The organism is Curtobacterium sp. MMLR14_010, from assembly GCF_001865015.1.
Taxonomy (GTDB): domain Bacteria; phylum Actinomycetota; class Actinomycetes; order Actinomycetales; family Microbacteriaceae; genus Curtobacterium.
Genome location: NZ_MJGV01000046.1, coordinates 436,721 through 450,632 on the forward strand (window position 1 = coordinate 436,721; position 13,912 = coordinate 450,632).

A 13,912-nucleotide genomic window follows, 5' to 3' on the forward strand; every position below is an offset into this window, starting at 1 on the left:
TCGTCAGGCCTCAGGCGAGGACGTCGAGTCCCGCGGTGCGGACGGAGGTGGGTGAGGGACGCAGGGTGCGCAGGGTGGTGGGGCGAGCCTCCCGGTCGTCGTCGGCCCTGTCCGGACCGGTGGCCGGACGCCCGTCGCGACCGGCGGACTCGCCGGCCGGTCGGTCCGGGTGGTTCTGCGACGACAGGTCGAGCGTCGTCGCGACCCCGCTGCCGGCAGCGTCGCGGCGCAGGTCCGGCAGGACCTGGCGGACAGCGTCGCGCCCGGCGTCCGAGGCCGCGAACAGCTCGACGTGCATCCCGTGCGCCCCGACGGCTGCCCGCACCGTGACCGGCCCGAGCGTGTCGGGGACCAGGTGGACGGTCACGACGTGCTCACCGGTGCCGGCCTGGGCGAGCGTGAACAGCGGTCGCGCGAGCTGCTGCGCGAGCGGTGCGGGTGCTGGGGCCGCCGGGGCGGCGGGGGCCGTGGCCGACGCCGGTGCGGCGGGTGCGGTCGTCGGGAGCGCGAAGGCCACCTCCGGCGCGCGGCCGGTCGGTCCGGCCTGGAGGCTCGGCTCGGCCTGCGCGGACTGGCCCGCCTCCGCCCGGTGGCCGGGCTCGGACGTCGTGGTGGCGACGATCGCGGCGACGGCGGCCGTCGTGATGGTCGGCGTGGTCGGAGCGTTGGCGGTCGTCGGCGCGGCAGCGGCCGCCGTGCCGGACGTCGGCGCGGCAGCGGTCGTCAGCAGCGCGGCAGCAGCGGTCGGCGTGGCGGGGTCCGGCGCGGGCGCGGGCGGCGCGGCTGCCGCGCTGGCGGTGCCGGCCGGTGCCGATGCCGATGCCGCCGAGCTGGACGGGTCGGTCGATCCCGTCGCGGGCGAACCGGTGGTCGTCATCGTGCCCGCAGCCGTCGGGGTCGTCGTGGTGCTGGCACCAGTCGGGGTCGTCGTCGTCCGCGCCGCCGTGGTGCCCGCCGTCGTCGGGCCGGTCGTCGTCGGGCCGGACGTCGTGCCGGTGGGTCCCGTCGTCGGGCCGGTCGTCGTCGTGCCGGTGGGGCCCGTCGTCGTGGAGCCTGCCGTCGCCGTTCCCGCGGCCGTCGTACCGGCGGCCGTCGTGCCCGCGGCCGTCGTGCCCGCGGTCGTCCCGGTGGCCAGGCCTGCGGTGGTCCCACCTGCCGTGGTCGCACCGGCGGTCGTCGAACCCGCGGCCCGCGGACCCGTCGTCGCGGTGCCGCCCATCGCCGACGCCCCGAAGCTGGCTGCCGCCATGAGCACGGCCGCCGGCGCCGCCGGCGTGCCGGCTCCGCCGGCTGGCGGCGCGGCCTCGGAGGCCGAGTCTCGCGCTCCCGGACCGGACTCGGCGTCCGCGTCACGAGGAACGTCCGCCTGCGCGAGACTCGGCTCCGCGGTGGCGGTGGCCGCGGCCGCGTCGGCACGCATGGCGTCGTCGAACCGGGTGCCCGTGCCGGCAGCGCGGCCGGTGCCGGGCGTGGCCGGTCCCCCGCGGGCGGGCACGGCGGGCGCGATCGGTGCGGTGGTCATGCTCATGCGGCGGCCGTCCCGGACTGCAGCAGCGACATCAGCGCGGCGGTCTGCAGGTCGGTGCCGCCCGCGGTCGGCGCAGCGGAGACGGCCTGGGCGGCCTTCGTCGCGGCGGCGTCCTGCGCGGACGGCACGATGCGCCGGATGGTCGCGATGTCGCTGTCCTTGTACCAGTTGTCGACGATCCGGACGTCCTTGCCGGGGTGCGGCGCGTGCAGCACCTTGCCGTCGCCGACGTAGATGACGACGTGGCCCTCGCCCTTGGGGATGATGAGGTCCCCGGGCTGCGCGTTCGCGAGCGACCCGACCTCGGTGCCCATCTTCGCCTGGTCCGGGACGACGCGGGGCATCTTCACGCCGAGGTCCTTGAAGACGGTCTGCACGAGTCCGGAGCAGTCCATGCCGGCGGTCGTGGTGCCGCCGAACACGTACGGCACGCCGAGGTACTTCTTCGCGTCGGCGACGACGTCGTCCCCGGTGGCACCGCTGCCCGTGGCGATGGTTCCGGCGCCGGCGTCCACGGAGGTCGCCGGGGCAGCGGGAGCCACTGCCGCAGCGGCAGTCGCTCCGGCGGTCGTCCCGGCGCCCGTCGTCCCGGTGCCCGTCGAGCCGTTCGCGCCGGCGAGGGCCGAGGCGAACGCCGTCGACGAGTCAGCCGAACCGGGGGTCGCCGCCGTCCGGGTGGCTCCCCCGTTCTGCAGGGTGTCGATCTGGGAGCGGATCTCGGTGATCCGGCTCAGCACGGCGTCGAGGCTCATCGAGCACCACCTTCCACGCGGCCACGTGCCGCGATCTCGTCGAGCACGGTCTGTTCCGTGCGGAGTTCCTCGGCCGCCACGCGGGTGCCGTGCTGCTCCTCGAGCTTCTCGAGCCCGAGTGCCGACCGGCGTGCGGCGGTGTACTCGTCCTGCGCCCGGTCGGCGTCGACGCGGCGGTTCTGCACCACGGCGTCGAGCTCCTGGAGCATCCCGCGGGTCGCGGCGCGGGCAGCGGCCACGGCGCTCAGGGTCGCGGCGTCCTGGATCGGCATCGCGATGCCCGTGTCCTCGAGCGTGCGCCGGGCGGCGATGCGGGCGTCGGCGGCCTCGCGGACGCGGTCGTTCGCGGCCGCCAGGGACGCCGCGGCACGGTCCTGTTCGGCGTGCCGGAGACGCAGGAGCCCGGCGAGCGGGAAGCGGCGGTTCACCGGACGCCCCCGAACTGCCGGACGAGCCCGCCGAGGCGCTGCCACGAGTCGGCGGACGTGACGCGCTCGTCCATGCCCTGGCGCAGGAACGCGTTGATCGCGTCCTCGTGGTCCACGGCGGCGTCGACGAGCGGGTTCGAGCCGCGCTGGTACGCGCCGACGTCGAGCAGGTCCTGCGCGGCCTTCCGTGCGGCCATAACCGTGCGGAGTGCCGTGGCTGCGGCGCGTTCCTCGGCGGAGGTGACCTTCGACGCCACGCGCGAGATCGACCCGAGGGCGTCGACGGACGGGAAGTGCCCGGTCACGGCGAGCTTGCGGTCGAGCACGACGTGCCCGTCGAGGATGCTCCGCGCGGAGTCGGCGATCGGTTCGTTGTGGTCGTCGCCGTCCACGAGCACCGTGTACAGGCCCGTGATGCTCCCGACACGGTCGGTGCCAGCACGCTCGAGCAGCCCGGCGAGGACGGAGAACGTCGACGGCGGGTAGCCCCGCGTGGCCGGCGGCTCCCCCACGGACAGCCCGATCTCCCGCTGCGCCATCGCGACGCGGGTGAGCGAGTCCATCATCAGCACGACGTCCTGCCCGGCGTCGCGGAACGACTCCGCGATCCGGGTGGCGACGAACGCGGCACGCAGGCGCATCAGCGCCGGCTCGTCCGAGGTGGACACGACGACGATCGAGCGGGCGAGGCCCTCGGCGCCGAGGTCGTCCTCGAGGAACTCGCGCACCTCGCGGCCGCGCTCCCCGACCAGGGCGATCACGTTGACGGCGGCGTCGCTCCCCCGCGCGATCATCGACAGCAGCGAGGACTTGCCGACGCCGGAGCCGGCGAACAGCCCCATGCGCTGCCCGCGGCCGACGGTCGTCAAGGTGTCGAGCACCCGGACGCCGAGCTGCAGCGGGGTGTCGATGCGGGTGCGGGCCATGGCGTTCGGGGTGGCGTGGTCGAGCTCGACCCAGCCGTCGGCGTCGAGCGGCCCGCGGTCGTCGATCGGCCGCCCGAGTCCGTCGAGCACGCGGCCGAACAGCCCGCGGCCGGTCGGCACCAGCACCGGACGACCGGTGGGTCGCGCCGGGGTGCCGGCGGTGATCCCGGTCAGGCGCCCGAGCGGCATGCAGCGGACCCCGGTCACGTCGGTGGCGACGACCTCGACGGCGGTCTGCGGTCCGTCCTCGTGGCCGACGAGCACGACCTCGCCGATGCGGGCGTCGAGGCCGGCGACGGTGAGGCCGAGTCCGACCGCGCTCGTGACGACGCCGACCCGCTGGGGTGCGGCGAGGGCGACGGCCGCGTCGAGCGCGCGGGGACGGAGGAGCGTCGCGGTCATGCGGACACCCCCAGGGCAGCCTTCGCGCGGTCGAGCGCGACACCGATGCGGGCGTCGAGGACGCCGTCGGGCAGGTCGACGACGGCGTCGCCGTCGGCGAGCGTCGCGTCCGCGCGCACCGCGACCGGCAGGTCGAGGGCGGCGACCGCGGCGGCGTCGGCCGGGCTGAGCCGGACCGCGATCGCGACCGTGTGGTCGACCAGGGCGAGGGCGCGGCGGACGGTGGCCTCCGCGCCGGACGCAGGGACAGCCTCCTGGCCATCGGCGGTGCCACCCACCGGACGGGAGGCGCGGATCGCGTACCCGACTGCGGCCTCGGCGAGCTCCATGGCCGCGTCCACCACCGACTGCTCGGCGGACTCCAGGACCGGCACGGTGCGCGCGAGGAGCGCGTCGGTCGCGGCGGCCAGCGCGGCGACCCGACGGGCCGTCTCGGCCTCGAGGGCGGCGGAGCGGGCGGCGTGCGCGGCGTCGAGCTGCGCACGGAGCGCCTCGGTCTCGGCGTGCGCGGCGCGCAGCCCGGCGGCGTACCCGGCGGCGTGGCCACGGACCTCGGCGCTGGCGACCCGGTTCGCGAACCCGGCGTCGGCCACGACGGGGAACGTCAGGCGCTCGAAGGCGGTGTCAGTCAACGAGCTCGTCCTCCTCGGCGCGGTGGACGGTGATGACGCCCTGCGCCTCGAGCTCGCGCACGGAGCGGACGACCTCGGCACGCGCTTCCTCGACCTGCGAGACGCGGACCGGGCCCATCGACTGCAGTTCGTCGTCGAGCAGCTGGCGGTTGCGCTCGGACACGTTGGCGCGGATGGTCTCGGTGACGGGACCCGCGGCGCCCTTCATGGCGGTCGCGAGGATCTTCGAGTCGATGCCGCGCAGCACCTGCTGGATGTCGCGGGACTCGAGCTTGACGATGTCCTCGAAGGTGAGCATGCGGGAGCGGATGTCCTCGGCGAGCTCGGGGTCGCGCGCCTCGAGACCGTCGAGCACGGCCTTCTCGGTGGCGACGTCGGAGCGGTTGATGATGTCGACGAGCGGCTGGATGCCCCCGACGACCTCGACGCTCTCGCGCGGCGACACGACGGCCCCGGCGCGCTGGCGAAGCACGCCGGCGACGATCCCCACCGACTCGGGCGTGGCGGAGCCCATGGTGGCGAACGCCTGCGCGACGTCGGTGCGGGCCTGGTCGTCCACCCCGGCGAGCACGGCGCTGGCCTGTGCGGGCTTGAGGTGGGCGAGCACGAGCGCGATGGTCTGGGGCAGCTCGCCCTCGAGCAGGGACACGACCTGTCCGGGTTCGGCGTCGTCGAGGAAGTCGAAGGACTGGCCCGCCAGGTTCGAGGCCAGGCGGTCCATCACGCCGGCGGCGCGCTCGGAGCCGAACGAGGCCTCGAGCAGGCCCATCGCGGCGTCCTTGCCACCGCGGCGCTGGCGACGACCGCTCTGGGTCATCCGGTGGAACTCGCTGAGGGTCTGGTCGACGACGGTGTCCTCGACGCGGCGCATCCGGACGATCTCGGCGGAGATCTCCTCGGCCTCGAGCTCGGAGAACTGCTTCATCACCTCGGCGGCGCGGTCGGTCTCCATCTGCATGAGGATCAGCGCGACCTTCTGCGCGCCGCTCAGCGAGCGGTCGCCGGCCTTGACGGCGGGGCCGTTCACACCGGGCTCCGGTCGTCCAGGAGCCCGCGGAGCAGGTCGGCGGTGCGCTTCGGGTCACGCTCGGCCAGGGCGGAGATGTCCTGGCGGCGGCGCTCGGCCGTGACCTCGTCGGTGGTGAGGATCTCGGTCGGGGCGTCGTCGTGCGGCAGCGTCGGCAGGGCGACGGTCGCCGGGTCGTTCCCGGCCAGCAGCCCGGCGCGGGCGTCGGCGGCGTCGACGGCCATCGGCAGTTCGAACGCGGTGCCGAAGGCGTCGAGCTCGCCGACGTCGACGCTCTCGCGCTCCTGGCGGCGGCCACGGCGGACGAGCACGATCATCAGCGTGATGAGGGCGAGCGCGATGCCGACCACGATGCCGGCGGTGCGGATCGCGGACCAGAGCGCTTCCTGCTGGTCCGACTCCTGCTGGGCCTTGAGCGCCTTCGCGGCGTCGTCGGCGGCGCTGGTGTCGAAGTCCATCATCGCGACCTTGACCTGGTCGCCACGAGCCGCGTCGGTGCCGGCGGCGGCGGACACCAGGTCGTTGATGCTCTGCAGGTTCGCGCTCTGCACCGACGGGGCCTTGCTGTTCAGCGCGACCGACACCGTCTGGCGGTCGACGGCACCGGCGGGGATCTGCGTCGTCTCGGTGGTGTGGTCGACGGCGTTGTTCTTCGTCGCCGACTCGTTCTTGTAGCCGTCGTCGCCGCTCGTGGCCCCGCTGGTGGCCGTGCCGTTCGGCACCGCGATGTTGTCCGGGCCGAGGACGCCCGTCGCGCCCTTGCCACCGGCGGCAGCGCCGGCGCCGTACTGCTCGGTCGTGGACGACTCGTTCAGCGCGACCGGGCCGGTCGTCGGGGTCGTGTACGACTCCGCCGTGCGGGTGCCGGTGTTCTGGTTCATCGTCGCCGAGACGACGACGCTGGCGTTCCCGACACCGAGCGTGGTGTCGAGCAGGTCCTGGATCTTCTTGCTCGTCGCGGCGTCGTAGTCGGCCGCCTGGTCGCTGCCGGACCCGGTCGCGCCGGTGCCGACGGCGGAGAGCGTCTGGCCCTTCTGGTCGACGACGGAGACGTCGGTGGTCTGCATGCCCTCGACGGCGGCGCTCGTCAGGTGCACGACCGCCTGGACCTGGTCGGTGGTCAGCTCGGTGCCGTTCTTCGTGGCGATGAACACCGACGCGGTCGGGTCCTTCTCCTCGGACACGAACACCGACTTCTTCGGGATCGCGAGCTGCACGGTGGCGGTCTGCACGCCGTCCATCGCGGAGATCGTCTTCGCGAGCTCGCCCTCGATCGCGCGCTTGTAGGTGACGTCCTGCTGGAACTCGGAGCTGGTGACGCCCATCGTGTCGAGCAGCGAGTAGCCGCCCTCGTTCGACGACGGCAGCCCGTTCGACGCGGCCTTGAGCCGCTCCGTGTAGACCTTCGACTGCGGCACGAGGATCGTCGCCCCGCCGTCGGTGAGTTCGAACGGCACGCCGTCGGTCGTGAGCTGGTCGGTGACCGAGCTCGCGTCCGCCGCGGCCAGGCCGGTGAACAGCGGCGCGTAGGACGGCTTGCCGAGCCACGACGCCAGCGCGAAGCCGCCGAGGACGAGCGCGGCGACACCGATGATCGCGATGGTGCGCTGGGCGGCGGTGAAGCCCTTGACGTAGGCGCCGAGGCGGCCGAACAGGGTCTGCAGTGCAGCGGGCATCAGGCCTGCATCCTCATGATCTCGTTGAAGGCGTCGACGCCCTTGTTGCGGACCGCGGCGACGAGCTCGAGGGTGACCTGCGCGCGGGTGGACGCGATGGTGGCGTCGTGGATGTCGTCGAGGTTGCCGGTGACCGCCTTGAGCGCGAGCGTCTTGGAGTCGCTCTGCAGCTGCTGCAGGCCGTCGACGGCGTTGCCGAGCGACGCGGCGAACCCGCTGCCGCCGGTGCCGGACGTGGCCGAGGTGCCGAGGTCGCTGCTCGTCCCGGAGACCGAGGTGAGCGCGTTCGTCATGGCGTTCGTGGTGACGCCGTTCACGCCGTCGATGGGCATCAGTTCTTCCCGATCTGCAGTGCCGCTTCGTAGGCGGTCTTGGCACGGTCCACCACGGCGGCGTTCGCCTGGTAGCCGCGCTGGGCCATGATGAGGTCCGCCATCTGCGTCCCGAGGTCGATGTCCGGCATGCGGACGTACCCCTCGGCATTCGCGAGCGGGTTGTCCGGGTCGTAGGTCACTCGACCGGCGGCGCTGCCGAACGCGGCGCCCTTGACGTAGGCGCCGGACACGCCGTTGCCCTCCTGCACCTCGACGTAGCGGGCCTGGAAGGCGGAGTCGTCCATCGACTTGACCGTGTTGACGTTCGCGATGTTGTCGGAGATCGCGTCGAGCCACTTGCGGTGCACGGTGAGGCCGGTGCTCGCGATCCCGATCGCGTCGAACGTGGTCACGAGTTCGTCCGCATCGCCGCGCGGACGCTGGTGAGCTCGGAGTTCATCGCCTGCGTGGCGAACTGGTACCGGAGCACGGTGTCGATGTTCGACAGCGTCTCCTCGTCCAGGTTGACGTTGTTGCCGTTCGTGTTCGTCGGCTCGAGGCTCCGCGCCATGGTCGGCGTCGTCGAGCCCTTGCCGTCGACGATCGACTTCGCGAGCGCGTCCTCGAACTGCACCTTCTCGGCGTGGTAGTTCGTGGTGTTGATGTTCGCGATGTTGTTCGCGATCACGCGCTGGCGCATCGACAGCCCGTCGAGCGCGCTCTGCAGCGCTGCCGACGTCACGGAATCGAACACAGGGGTCCCCCTCGGACGCGGCGCCGTCTCAGGTCGTGACGTCGCCGTGCGGTGGTGGCCGATCCCTGGCCGGTGGTCGAGCGATCCGTGCTCGTGTGGCGCTATCGGAGCCCGTCGCCGAGCCCGTTAGCGCTCGCCCCGAACGGGGGCCGGGTGCGGCTCAGGCGGAGGCGTCGAGGTACACGGAGCGCTGCGGCGCGCGGGTCGCGTCGACCTGGCGGAGCGCACCGAGGTGCTCCAGCGCCTGCCGGCGGTCGCCGTCGAGCGTCGCCATCCGGTCCCGCTGCGCGGCGAGCAGCCGGGAGGCTCGTCCCGCCAGCGCGCGCGGCATCGGTCCCAGCCCGGTCGGCTCGTGCCAGGGGGCCGGGTCGCCGTCGACCGTCGCCTGCTCCAGCGACGTGAGCACGGCCTCCCAGGCGGTGTGACGGTCGGCGTCGGTGCCGGTGCCGGTGCCGGTGCTGGTGGTGTCAGGCGACACCGAGTGCTCCGCCCGCGTGCTGACCGATGACGGCCGGGGCGGCCGGCATCGCGGCGGCCGCGTCGTGCCACGCCTGGCGGAGCGGCTCGAGGATGCGGACGCAGTCGCGGGTGGCCTGCACGTCGCGGTGCACGTTCGCGGTGATGAGCGACGTCGATGCGTAGTTGTAGATGGCGAGCAGCCCCTCGCCGCCGTCCCACGCGTCGATGCGCAGGGTCGACGACAGTTCGCCGACGATCGCCTGGGCGTGCAGGAGCTGGTCGCGGGCGGCGTCCCAGTCGGTGCTGACCTGGGCGGCCTCGGCACGGTGCAGGTCGAGCAGCAGCCGGTCGTAGAGCATGGTCACGAGCTGCGCCGGCGTCGCGGACAGCACCGACTCGTTCGTGTACTGCGCGCGGCGCTGGTCGGTCACGCTGCGGGGCTGCGCGGCCTGGCGGAAGGCGGCGGCGCCGCTGAGGTCGTAGGCGTTCATGTCGGTTCTCCTGCGGCTCAGCTGGACAGCGCCGAGAGCTGACCGGCGAGCCAGCTGGACTGCGACTGCAGCTTGCTGAGGCTCGTCTCGAGCGCGGCGTACTGCGTCTGCAGCGTCGCTCGGCGCAGGGTCAGTCGGTCGGTCCACGAGTCGATCTGCGTGTTGAGGTCCTTGACGACGGACTGACTGCCCGTGATCGCGGTCGTGATGGAGCCGGTGTACTTGTCGCTCGCGGCGGTGGCGGCGTCCGAGACGGTCTTCGCGAGACCGGACATGATCGCCTGGGTGCCCACGGGGTCGGCGGCCAGGGCCTTCTGGAAGACGGCGGCGTCGAAGTCGAAGTCGCCGTCCTTCGAGATGACGATGCCGATCGACGACGGTGACTTCCCGTTGACCGGCGTCGACATCGCACTCGTCAGGCGCTGCACGGCCGAACGCGTGGTCGCGTCGCCGAGCAGGACGCCGGCGGTGGTGCTCGTCGTGCCGTTCGTCGGGCTGGTCGTGCTCGTGACGCCGGTGTTCGAGCCGTAGTAGGCCGTGACGGCGTTGAGCGCGTCGACGAGCCCGGAGGCCACCGCCTGGGCCTTCGAGCTGTCCCGCCCGACGGTGACGGTGACCGGGTCCGTGGAGGCCTTGGACACCGTCACGTCGACGCCGGGGAGCAGCCCGGTGAAGGCGTTCGTGGCGCTCGTGATCGTCTGCGCGGCAGCCGTCCCGGCCCAGAGGGTGACGGAGGCGTCGGCGGCCTTCGTCACCACGGCGGCCCCGGGCTCCGCGAGCACGTCGGTCGCGGTGCCCGCCGTGACGTCGGCTGCGGTCCCGCGGTGCAGGGTGAAGCCGTTCGCGGCACCGGTCGCGGTGCTCGTGAGCTGCAGCCGGTAGAGCTTGGTGCCCGAGGCGTCGGTCCCCGCTGCCACCTTCGTGGCGGTGACCCCGGCGGCCGAGCCGTTGATCGCGGTCACGGTGTCGTCGAGGGACCCCGAGGCCGGCGTGACCGTGGTGCTCGTGCCGTCCGGCTTCGTGAACGTCAGGGGTGACGCGTCGGACGCCCACGAGGACATCGCGGCCGTGACCCCGACCTGCGCGGCGGCGGTCTGGCCCACGGTGAAGGACACGGACCCTGCGGCGGCCGTCGCGCTCGCGGAGACGGTGGCGTTCGTCGCGCTCGAGGTCGCGGTGAACAGGTCGAGCGAGCCGGCCTTCGCGGCGGCCGAGGCCTTCGTCGCGAGGGACTGCACGAGCCCGTTGATCGTCTGCAACGACGAGATGAAGGAGTTGGTCGTGGAGACCTTCGCCTTGAGCAGTGTCTGCGGGACCTGCTCGACGCTCATCAGGGAGTTGATGAGGTCGGTGGTCTTGAGCCCGGAGACCAGGCCGTCGATCGCGAGCGAGCTGCTCGTGGCGCTCGTGGTGGACATCGCTGGCTCCCCTGGGGGCTGCTGGTCGGAGTGAGCCGGGGCTCGAGAGGGTCAGGGGGTGGCCACCACCACCGAGGACGACCTGATCGGGTCCCCGGTGGTGGCGGCCGGTCCGGCTAGCGGAGCAGCGACAGGACGCCCTGCGTGCTCTGGTTCGCCTGTGCGAGCATCGACGTGCCGGCCTGGCTGAGGATGTTGTCGCGCGTGTACTTGACCATCTCCTCCGCCATGTCGACGTCGGTGATGCGGGACTTCGCCGCCGTGAGGTTCTCCTTGGCCACGTTCGTCACGTTGATGGCGTGGTCGAAGCGGTTCTGGATCGCACCCAGGTTGGAGCGAGCCGACGAGACCGACGCGATCTGGGCGTCGATCAGCTTGATCGATGCCTGGGCGTTGTCGGCCGTGTCGAAGGCGAGGCCACCGGTCGACGTGGCTCCGGGCGTGCCCGCCGCGACACCGGTGCCCGGTGCTGCGACGGCGACGTCGCCACCGTTGTTCGCGGTGATGGTCAGGCCGGTGCCGGCGCCGTTCGCGTCCTTGTTCACCGTGACGGTGAAGTTGGCCGAGAAGTTCGCGTCCGCCTTGAGGGCGTCCGCGTAGCCCTGCACGCTCTTGAAGGAGCCGGCAGCGCCGAGGTCAGCCGTGGTCACCGAGGTGGTCTCGCCGCCCTTGGACACCTCGAAGGTCGCCTTGCCGGTGAGCTTCGAGACGTCCGCGATGTCGAACTTGGTGCCGGTCGCCGAGGCGCCGCCCGCCAGGTTGTCGACGATCTTGGAGACGTTCGCACCCGAGAGGTCGACCGCGATCTGGCTGTCCGCACCGGCGTTCGCGCCGACCTGGAACTTCAGGGTGTCGTTGCTGTTGAGCAGCGAGGTGCCGTTGAAGTTGGTCGACGTGGCGATGCGGCCGAGCTCCTTCTGGAGCTGCCCGACCTCGGTCTTGATGGCGTCGCGCGAGGTGGCGTTGTTGGAGTCGTTGCCAGCCTGGACGGCGAGGTCACGCATGCGCTGGAGGATCGAGTGGGTCTCGGTGAGGCCACCTTCAGCGGTCTGCACGACGGAGATGCCGTCCTGCGCGTTGCGGGCGGCGACCGTGAGGCCACCGACCTGGGACTTCAGCCCCTCGGAGATCGACAGACCGGCCGCGTCGTCGGCAGCACGGTTGATGCGGAGGCCGCTCGAGAGCTTCTCGAGGGACTTCGACAGGTCGTTCTGCGTGGAGTTGAGGTTCCGGTACGTGTTGAGTGCCGAGAGGTTGGTGTTGATGGACATACCCATGGTGAATTCCTCCGTGAAGTGTGGGTCTTCGCCGGCCCGTCCGTGGGCTGGCATCGTTGCCTGTCGGCCGGGCGGCCGGAGGCGTTAGGAGAACGGGGACGGATTTCTCCGACACCTCCTCCTGGTCTCAGCTCGCGACCACCTGGTGGCTCGCGGCCGCGTGCTGCACGGCGCGGGCGACCCCGGCCGTGGCGTTCGCGGCCACGCGGGCCAGGTAGGCGCTGCGGCGCGCGGCAGTGGTGCGCGACGCGGGCTCCGGGGCCGGCTGGCCGTCGCCGTAGTGCGTGGCGAGGCCGTCGCGGAGCAGGCGCATCGCCTCGGAGCGCTGCTGCGAGACGGCGGAGTGCGTGATGCCGAGCTCGGCGGCGACGTCGGTGACCGAGCGGTCGCCGAAGTAGACGGCCTCGACGACGAAGCGCATGCGCTCCGGCAGCGCCTCGACGGCGGCACGGAGGTAGCGGTCGCGCTCGGTGTCGACGAGGTCGTCACCGGGGAGCGGCAGGTCTGCGGCGACGGTGTCGTGCACGGTCTCGTCGATGGGGCTCGTCGTGCGGCCGGCGTCGCTCATGGCGTCGACGGCGGTCTGGCGGTCCACCCCCATCGCGTCGGCGATCTCCTGCACGGAGACGCTCCGACCGAGGCGGGCGGACAGGGCCTCCTGCGTGGCGAGGACCTCGCGGATGCGCTTGCGGGTCCCCCGGCTCGCCCAGTCGGCGGAACGCATGTCGTCCGCCAGCGCGCCGGTGATGCGGGTGCGGGCGTAGGCGCCGAACGGCACGCCGAGGGTGGGGTCGAAGGCGTCGGCGGCCGCGACGAGCGCGAGCGAACCGACGGCGGCGAGGTCGTCGCGGTCGAGGTGGGTGGCGCGGGCGCGGACGTCGGCGACGATGTAGCCCACGAGCGGCAGGTGCTCGACGATCATCGCGTTGCGTTCGGTGCGGTCCATTGGTCTTCCCCTGGTCGTCTCGTGCTGACTGACCCCGTCCGTGGGCACGACGAACACCGGCCGCGTGGTGGCCGGTCGGTACGCCGAGGTCCCGCCCGGTTCCCTCCGAGCGGTGCACCTGCGTCGCTTCCGACGCGGTCCGGGTGTCCCCCGGTGGTGCGGTTCCGAATGTATCGGCTGGCAATCCGCCGGACACCCCTGTGAACGGCCCCAATGCGGGGGGACGAGGGGTCGGGAAGGGTCCCCATTGCAGAGGACATGGCGAGGAGAACGACCGTTCCTGTCCCCTGTTCTGAGGGTGGCGGCGGGCCGCGCGGGACGTCCTGCTTACGCGCTTCCCGGACTGGCCGATAGTCCATCGTGTCCAGCCGGACGACCGACAACGGGAGGAGAAGATGAGCGTGAACGACCTGTCCGCCGTGCTCTGGCGTGAACGAGAGCTGCTCGAACTGCTCACCTTCAAGCTCGAGGAGGAGCAGCTCCTGCTCGCCGCGGGCCGCTCCCGCTGGGTGTCGCACGCCAGCCGCGAGGTCGAGCAGGTGCTCGCCCGCCTCCGCACCACCGGCCTCGAGCGCAGCGCCCAGAGCGCCGCCGTCGCCGAGGAGTGGGGCGTCGACCCCGACGCACCCCTGCGCGACGTCGTCGCCGCCGCGCCGTCCGGCCCCTGGGGCGAGATCCTCGCCGCCCACCTGCAGGCGATGCTCGAGCTCACGACGCAGATCGGCGCGCTCCGCGACGAGAACGACCGCTTCCTCCGCACCGCCGCCCAGGCGACCGAGGAGACCCTCGCCGGCACCGTCGGCGACACCGCGACCTACGACGCGACCGGCTCCTCGGGGCAGTCGGCCGGCGAGGCCCGACTCTTCGACGGGAGCCTCTAGA

The 13,912-nt window shown here is 72.8% G+C and carries 16 protein-coding genes; 1 reads left to right on the forward strand and 15 read right to left on the reverse strand.

Translation table 11 applies throughout. The annotated features are described in order from the left end of the window. Positions 1-10 precede the first annotated feature (10 nt). From BIU98_RS10630 to BIU98_RS10700, 15 genes are all read right to left on the reverse strand, one after another. Positions 11-1,528, reverse strand: coding sequence for a flagellar hook-length control protein FliK (locus BIU98_RS10630; protein WP_139200665.1), 1,518 nt, complete (start codon positions 1,526-1,528; stop codon positions 11-13). After that, on the reverse strand, positions 1,525-2,280 hold the full coding sequence (locus BIU98_RS10635) for a C40 family peptidase (protein ID WP_071275691.1): 756 nt from the start codon (positions 2,278-2,280) through the stop codon (positions 1,525-1,527). The genes BIU98_RS10630 and BIU98_RS10635 overlap by 4 nt, the downstream gene beginning before the upstream one ends. Beyond that, a complete protein-coding gene (locus tag BIU98_RS10640; protein WP_071275693.1) occupies positions 2,277-2,708 on the reverse strand; it encodes a flagellar FliJ family protein in 432 nt (143 codons plus the stop codon). Before BIU98_RS10640 ends, BIU98_RS10635 begins: the two co-directional genes overlap by 4 nt. Further along, complete coding sequence (locus BIU98_RS10645; RefSeq protein WP_071275695.1) at positions 2,705-4,036, reverse strand: FliI/YscN family ATPase; 1,332 nt, start codon at positions 4,034-4,036, stop codon at positions 2,705-2,707. The genes BIU98_RS10640 and BIU98_RS10645 overlap by 4 nt, the downstream gene beginning before the upstream one ends. Continuing rightward, positions 4,033-4,668, reverse strand: coding sequence for a hypothetical protein (locus tag BIU98_RS10650; protein ID WP_071275698.1), 636 nt, complete (start codon positions 4,666-4,668; stop codon positions 4,033-4,035). The genes BIU98_RS10645 and BIU98_RS10650 overlap by 4 nt, the downstream gene beginning before the upstream one ends. Then, positions 4,661-5,695, reverse strand: a complete 1,035-nt coding sequence (fliG, locus tag BIU98_RS10655; protein ID WP_083393165.1) for a flagellar motor switch protein FliG — start codon at positions 5,693-5,695, stop codon at positions 4,661-4,663. The genes BIU98_RS10650 and fliG overlap by 8 nt, the downstream gene beginning before the upstream one ends. Next, complete coding sequence (fliF, locus tag BIU98_RS10660) at positions 5,692-7,371, reverse strand: flagellar basal-body MS-ring/collar protein FliF (RefSeq protein WP_071275700.1); 1,680 nt, start codon at positions 7,369-7,371, stop codon at positions 5,692-5,694. The genes fliG and fliF overlap by 4 nt, the downstream gene beginning before the upstream one ends. Further along, positions 7,371-7,703, reverse strand: a complete 333-nt coding sequence (gene fliE, locus BIU98_RS10665) for a flagellar hook-basal body complex protein FliE (protein ID WP_071275702.1) — start codon at positions 7,701-7,703, stop codon at positions 7,371-7,373. The genes fliF and fliE overlap by 1 nt, the downstream gene beginning before the upstream one ends. Further along, entirely contained in the window at positions 7,703-8,098 is a 396-nt protein-coding gene (locus BIU98_RS10670) for a flagellar basal body rod protein FlgC (protein ID WP_071275704.1), read from the reverse strand. Before BIU98_RS10670 ends, fliE begins: the two co-directional genes overlap by 1 nt. After that, positions 8,095-8,439 carry a flagellar basal body protein gene (locus BIU98_RS10675; RefSeq protein ID WP_071275706.1) on the reverse strand — a complete coding sequence of 115 codons (345 nt, stop codon included), beginning with the start codon at positions 8,437-8,439 and terminating at the stop codon, positions 8,095-8,097. Before BIU98_RS10675 ends, BIU98_RS10670 begins: the two co-directional genes overlap by 4 nt. Before the next feature lie 160 nt (positions 8,440-8,599). After that, positions 8,600-8,917 carry a hypothetical protein gene (locus BIU98_RS10680; RefSeq protein WP_071275708.1) on the reverse strand — a complete coding sequence of 106 codons (318 nt, stop codon included), beginning with the start codon at positions 8,915-8,917 and terminating at the stop codon, positions 8,600-8,602. Continuing rightward, complete coding sequence (gene fliS / locus BIU98_RS10685; RefSeq protein WP_083393166.1) at positions 8,907-9,389, reverse strand: flagellar export chaperone FliS; 483 nt, start codon at positions 9,387-9,389, stop codon at positions 8,907-8,909. Before fliS ends, BIU98_RS10680 begins: the two co-directional genes overlap by 11 nt. 17 nt (positions 9,390-9,406) lie before the next feature. Next, positions 9,407-10,807 (reverse strand): flagellar filament capping protein FliD, encoded by a 1,401-nt coding sequence (gene fliD / locus BIU98_RS10690; protein ID WP_071275710.1) that lies wholly within the window; start codon positions 10,805-10,807, stop codon positions 9,407-9,409. A 116-nt stretch (positions 10,808-10,923) separates the two neighbouring features. Next, positions 10,924-12,084, reverse strand: a complete 1,161-nt coding sequence (locus tag BIU98_RS10695; RefSeq protein WP_071275712.1) for a flagellin — start codon at positions 12,082-12,084, stop codon at positions 10,924-10,926. A gap of 127 nt (positions 12,085-12,211) precedes the next feature. Continuing rightward, the gene (locus BIU98_RS10700; protein ID WP_071275715.1) at positions 12,212-13,030 is read right to left on the reverse strand and encodes a sigma-70 family RNA polymerase sigma factor; all 819 of its coding nucleotides are present in this window, start codon (positions 13,028-13,030) and stop codon (positions 12,212-12,214) included. 395 nt (positions 13,031-13,425) lie between these two features. On the opposite strand from BIU98_RS10700, the gene BIU98_RS10705 reads away from it, so the two are divergent. Next, complete coding sequence (locus BIU98_RS10705) at positions 13,426-13,911, forward strand: flagellar protein FlgN (protein ID WP_071275717.1); 486 nt, start codon at positions 13,426-13,428, stop codon at positions 13,909-13,911. Position 13,912: the final 1 nt, after the last annotated feature.

Coding starts and splice junctions, on each gene's coding strand:
- fliE (WP_071275702.1), bottom strand. CDS start 7,703: ATGCCCATCGACGGCGTGAACGGCGTCACCACGAACGCCATGACGAAC.
- BIU98_RS10630 (WP_139200665.1), bottom strand. CDS start 1,528: ATGAGCATGACCACCGCACCGATCGCGCCCGCCGTGCCCGCCCGCGGG.
- fliF (WP_071275700.1), bottom strand. CDS start 7,371: ATGCCCGCTGCACTGCAGACCCTGTTCGGCCGCCTCGGCGCCTACGTC.
- BIU98_RS10695 (WP_071275712.1), bottom strand. CDS start 12,084: ATGGGTATGTCCATCAACACCAACCTCTCGGCACTCAACACGTACCGG.
- BIU98_RS10700 (WP_071275715.1), bottom strand. CDS start 13,030: ATGGACCGCACCGAACGCAACGCGATGATCGTCGAGCACCTGCCGCTC.
- BIU98_RS10635 (WP_071275691.1), bottom strand. CDS start 2,280: ATGAGCCTCGACGCCGTGCTGAGCCGGATCACCGAGATCCGCTCCCAG.
- fliD (WP_071275710.1), bottom strand. CDS start 10,807: ATGTCCACCACGAGCGCCACGAGCAGCTCGCTCGCGATCGACGGCCTG.
- BIU98_RS10705 (WP_071275717.1), top strand. CDS start 13,426: ATGAGCGTGAACGACCTGTCCGCCGTGCTCTGGCGTGAACGAGAGCTG.
- BIU98_RS10645 (WP_071275695.1), bottom strand. CDS start 4,036: ATGACCGCGACGCTCCTCCGTCCCCGCGCGCTCGACGCGGCCGTCGCC.
- fliS (WP_083393166.1), bottom strand. CDS start 9,389: ATGAACGCCTACGACCTCAGCGGCGCCGCCGCCTTCCGCCAGGCCGCG.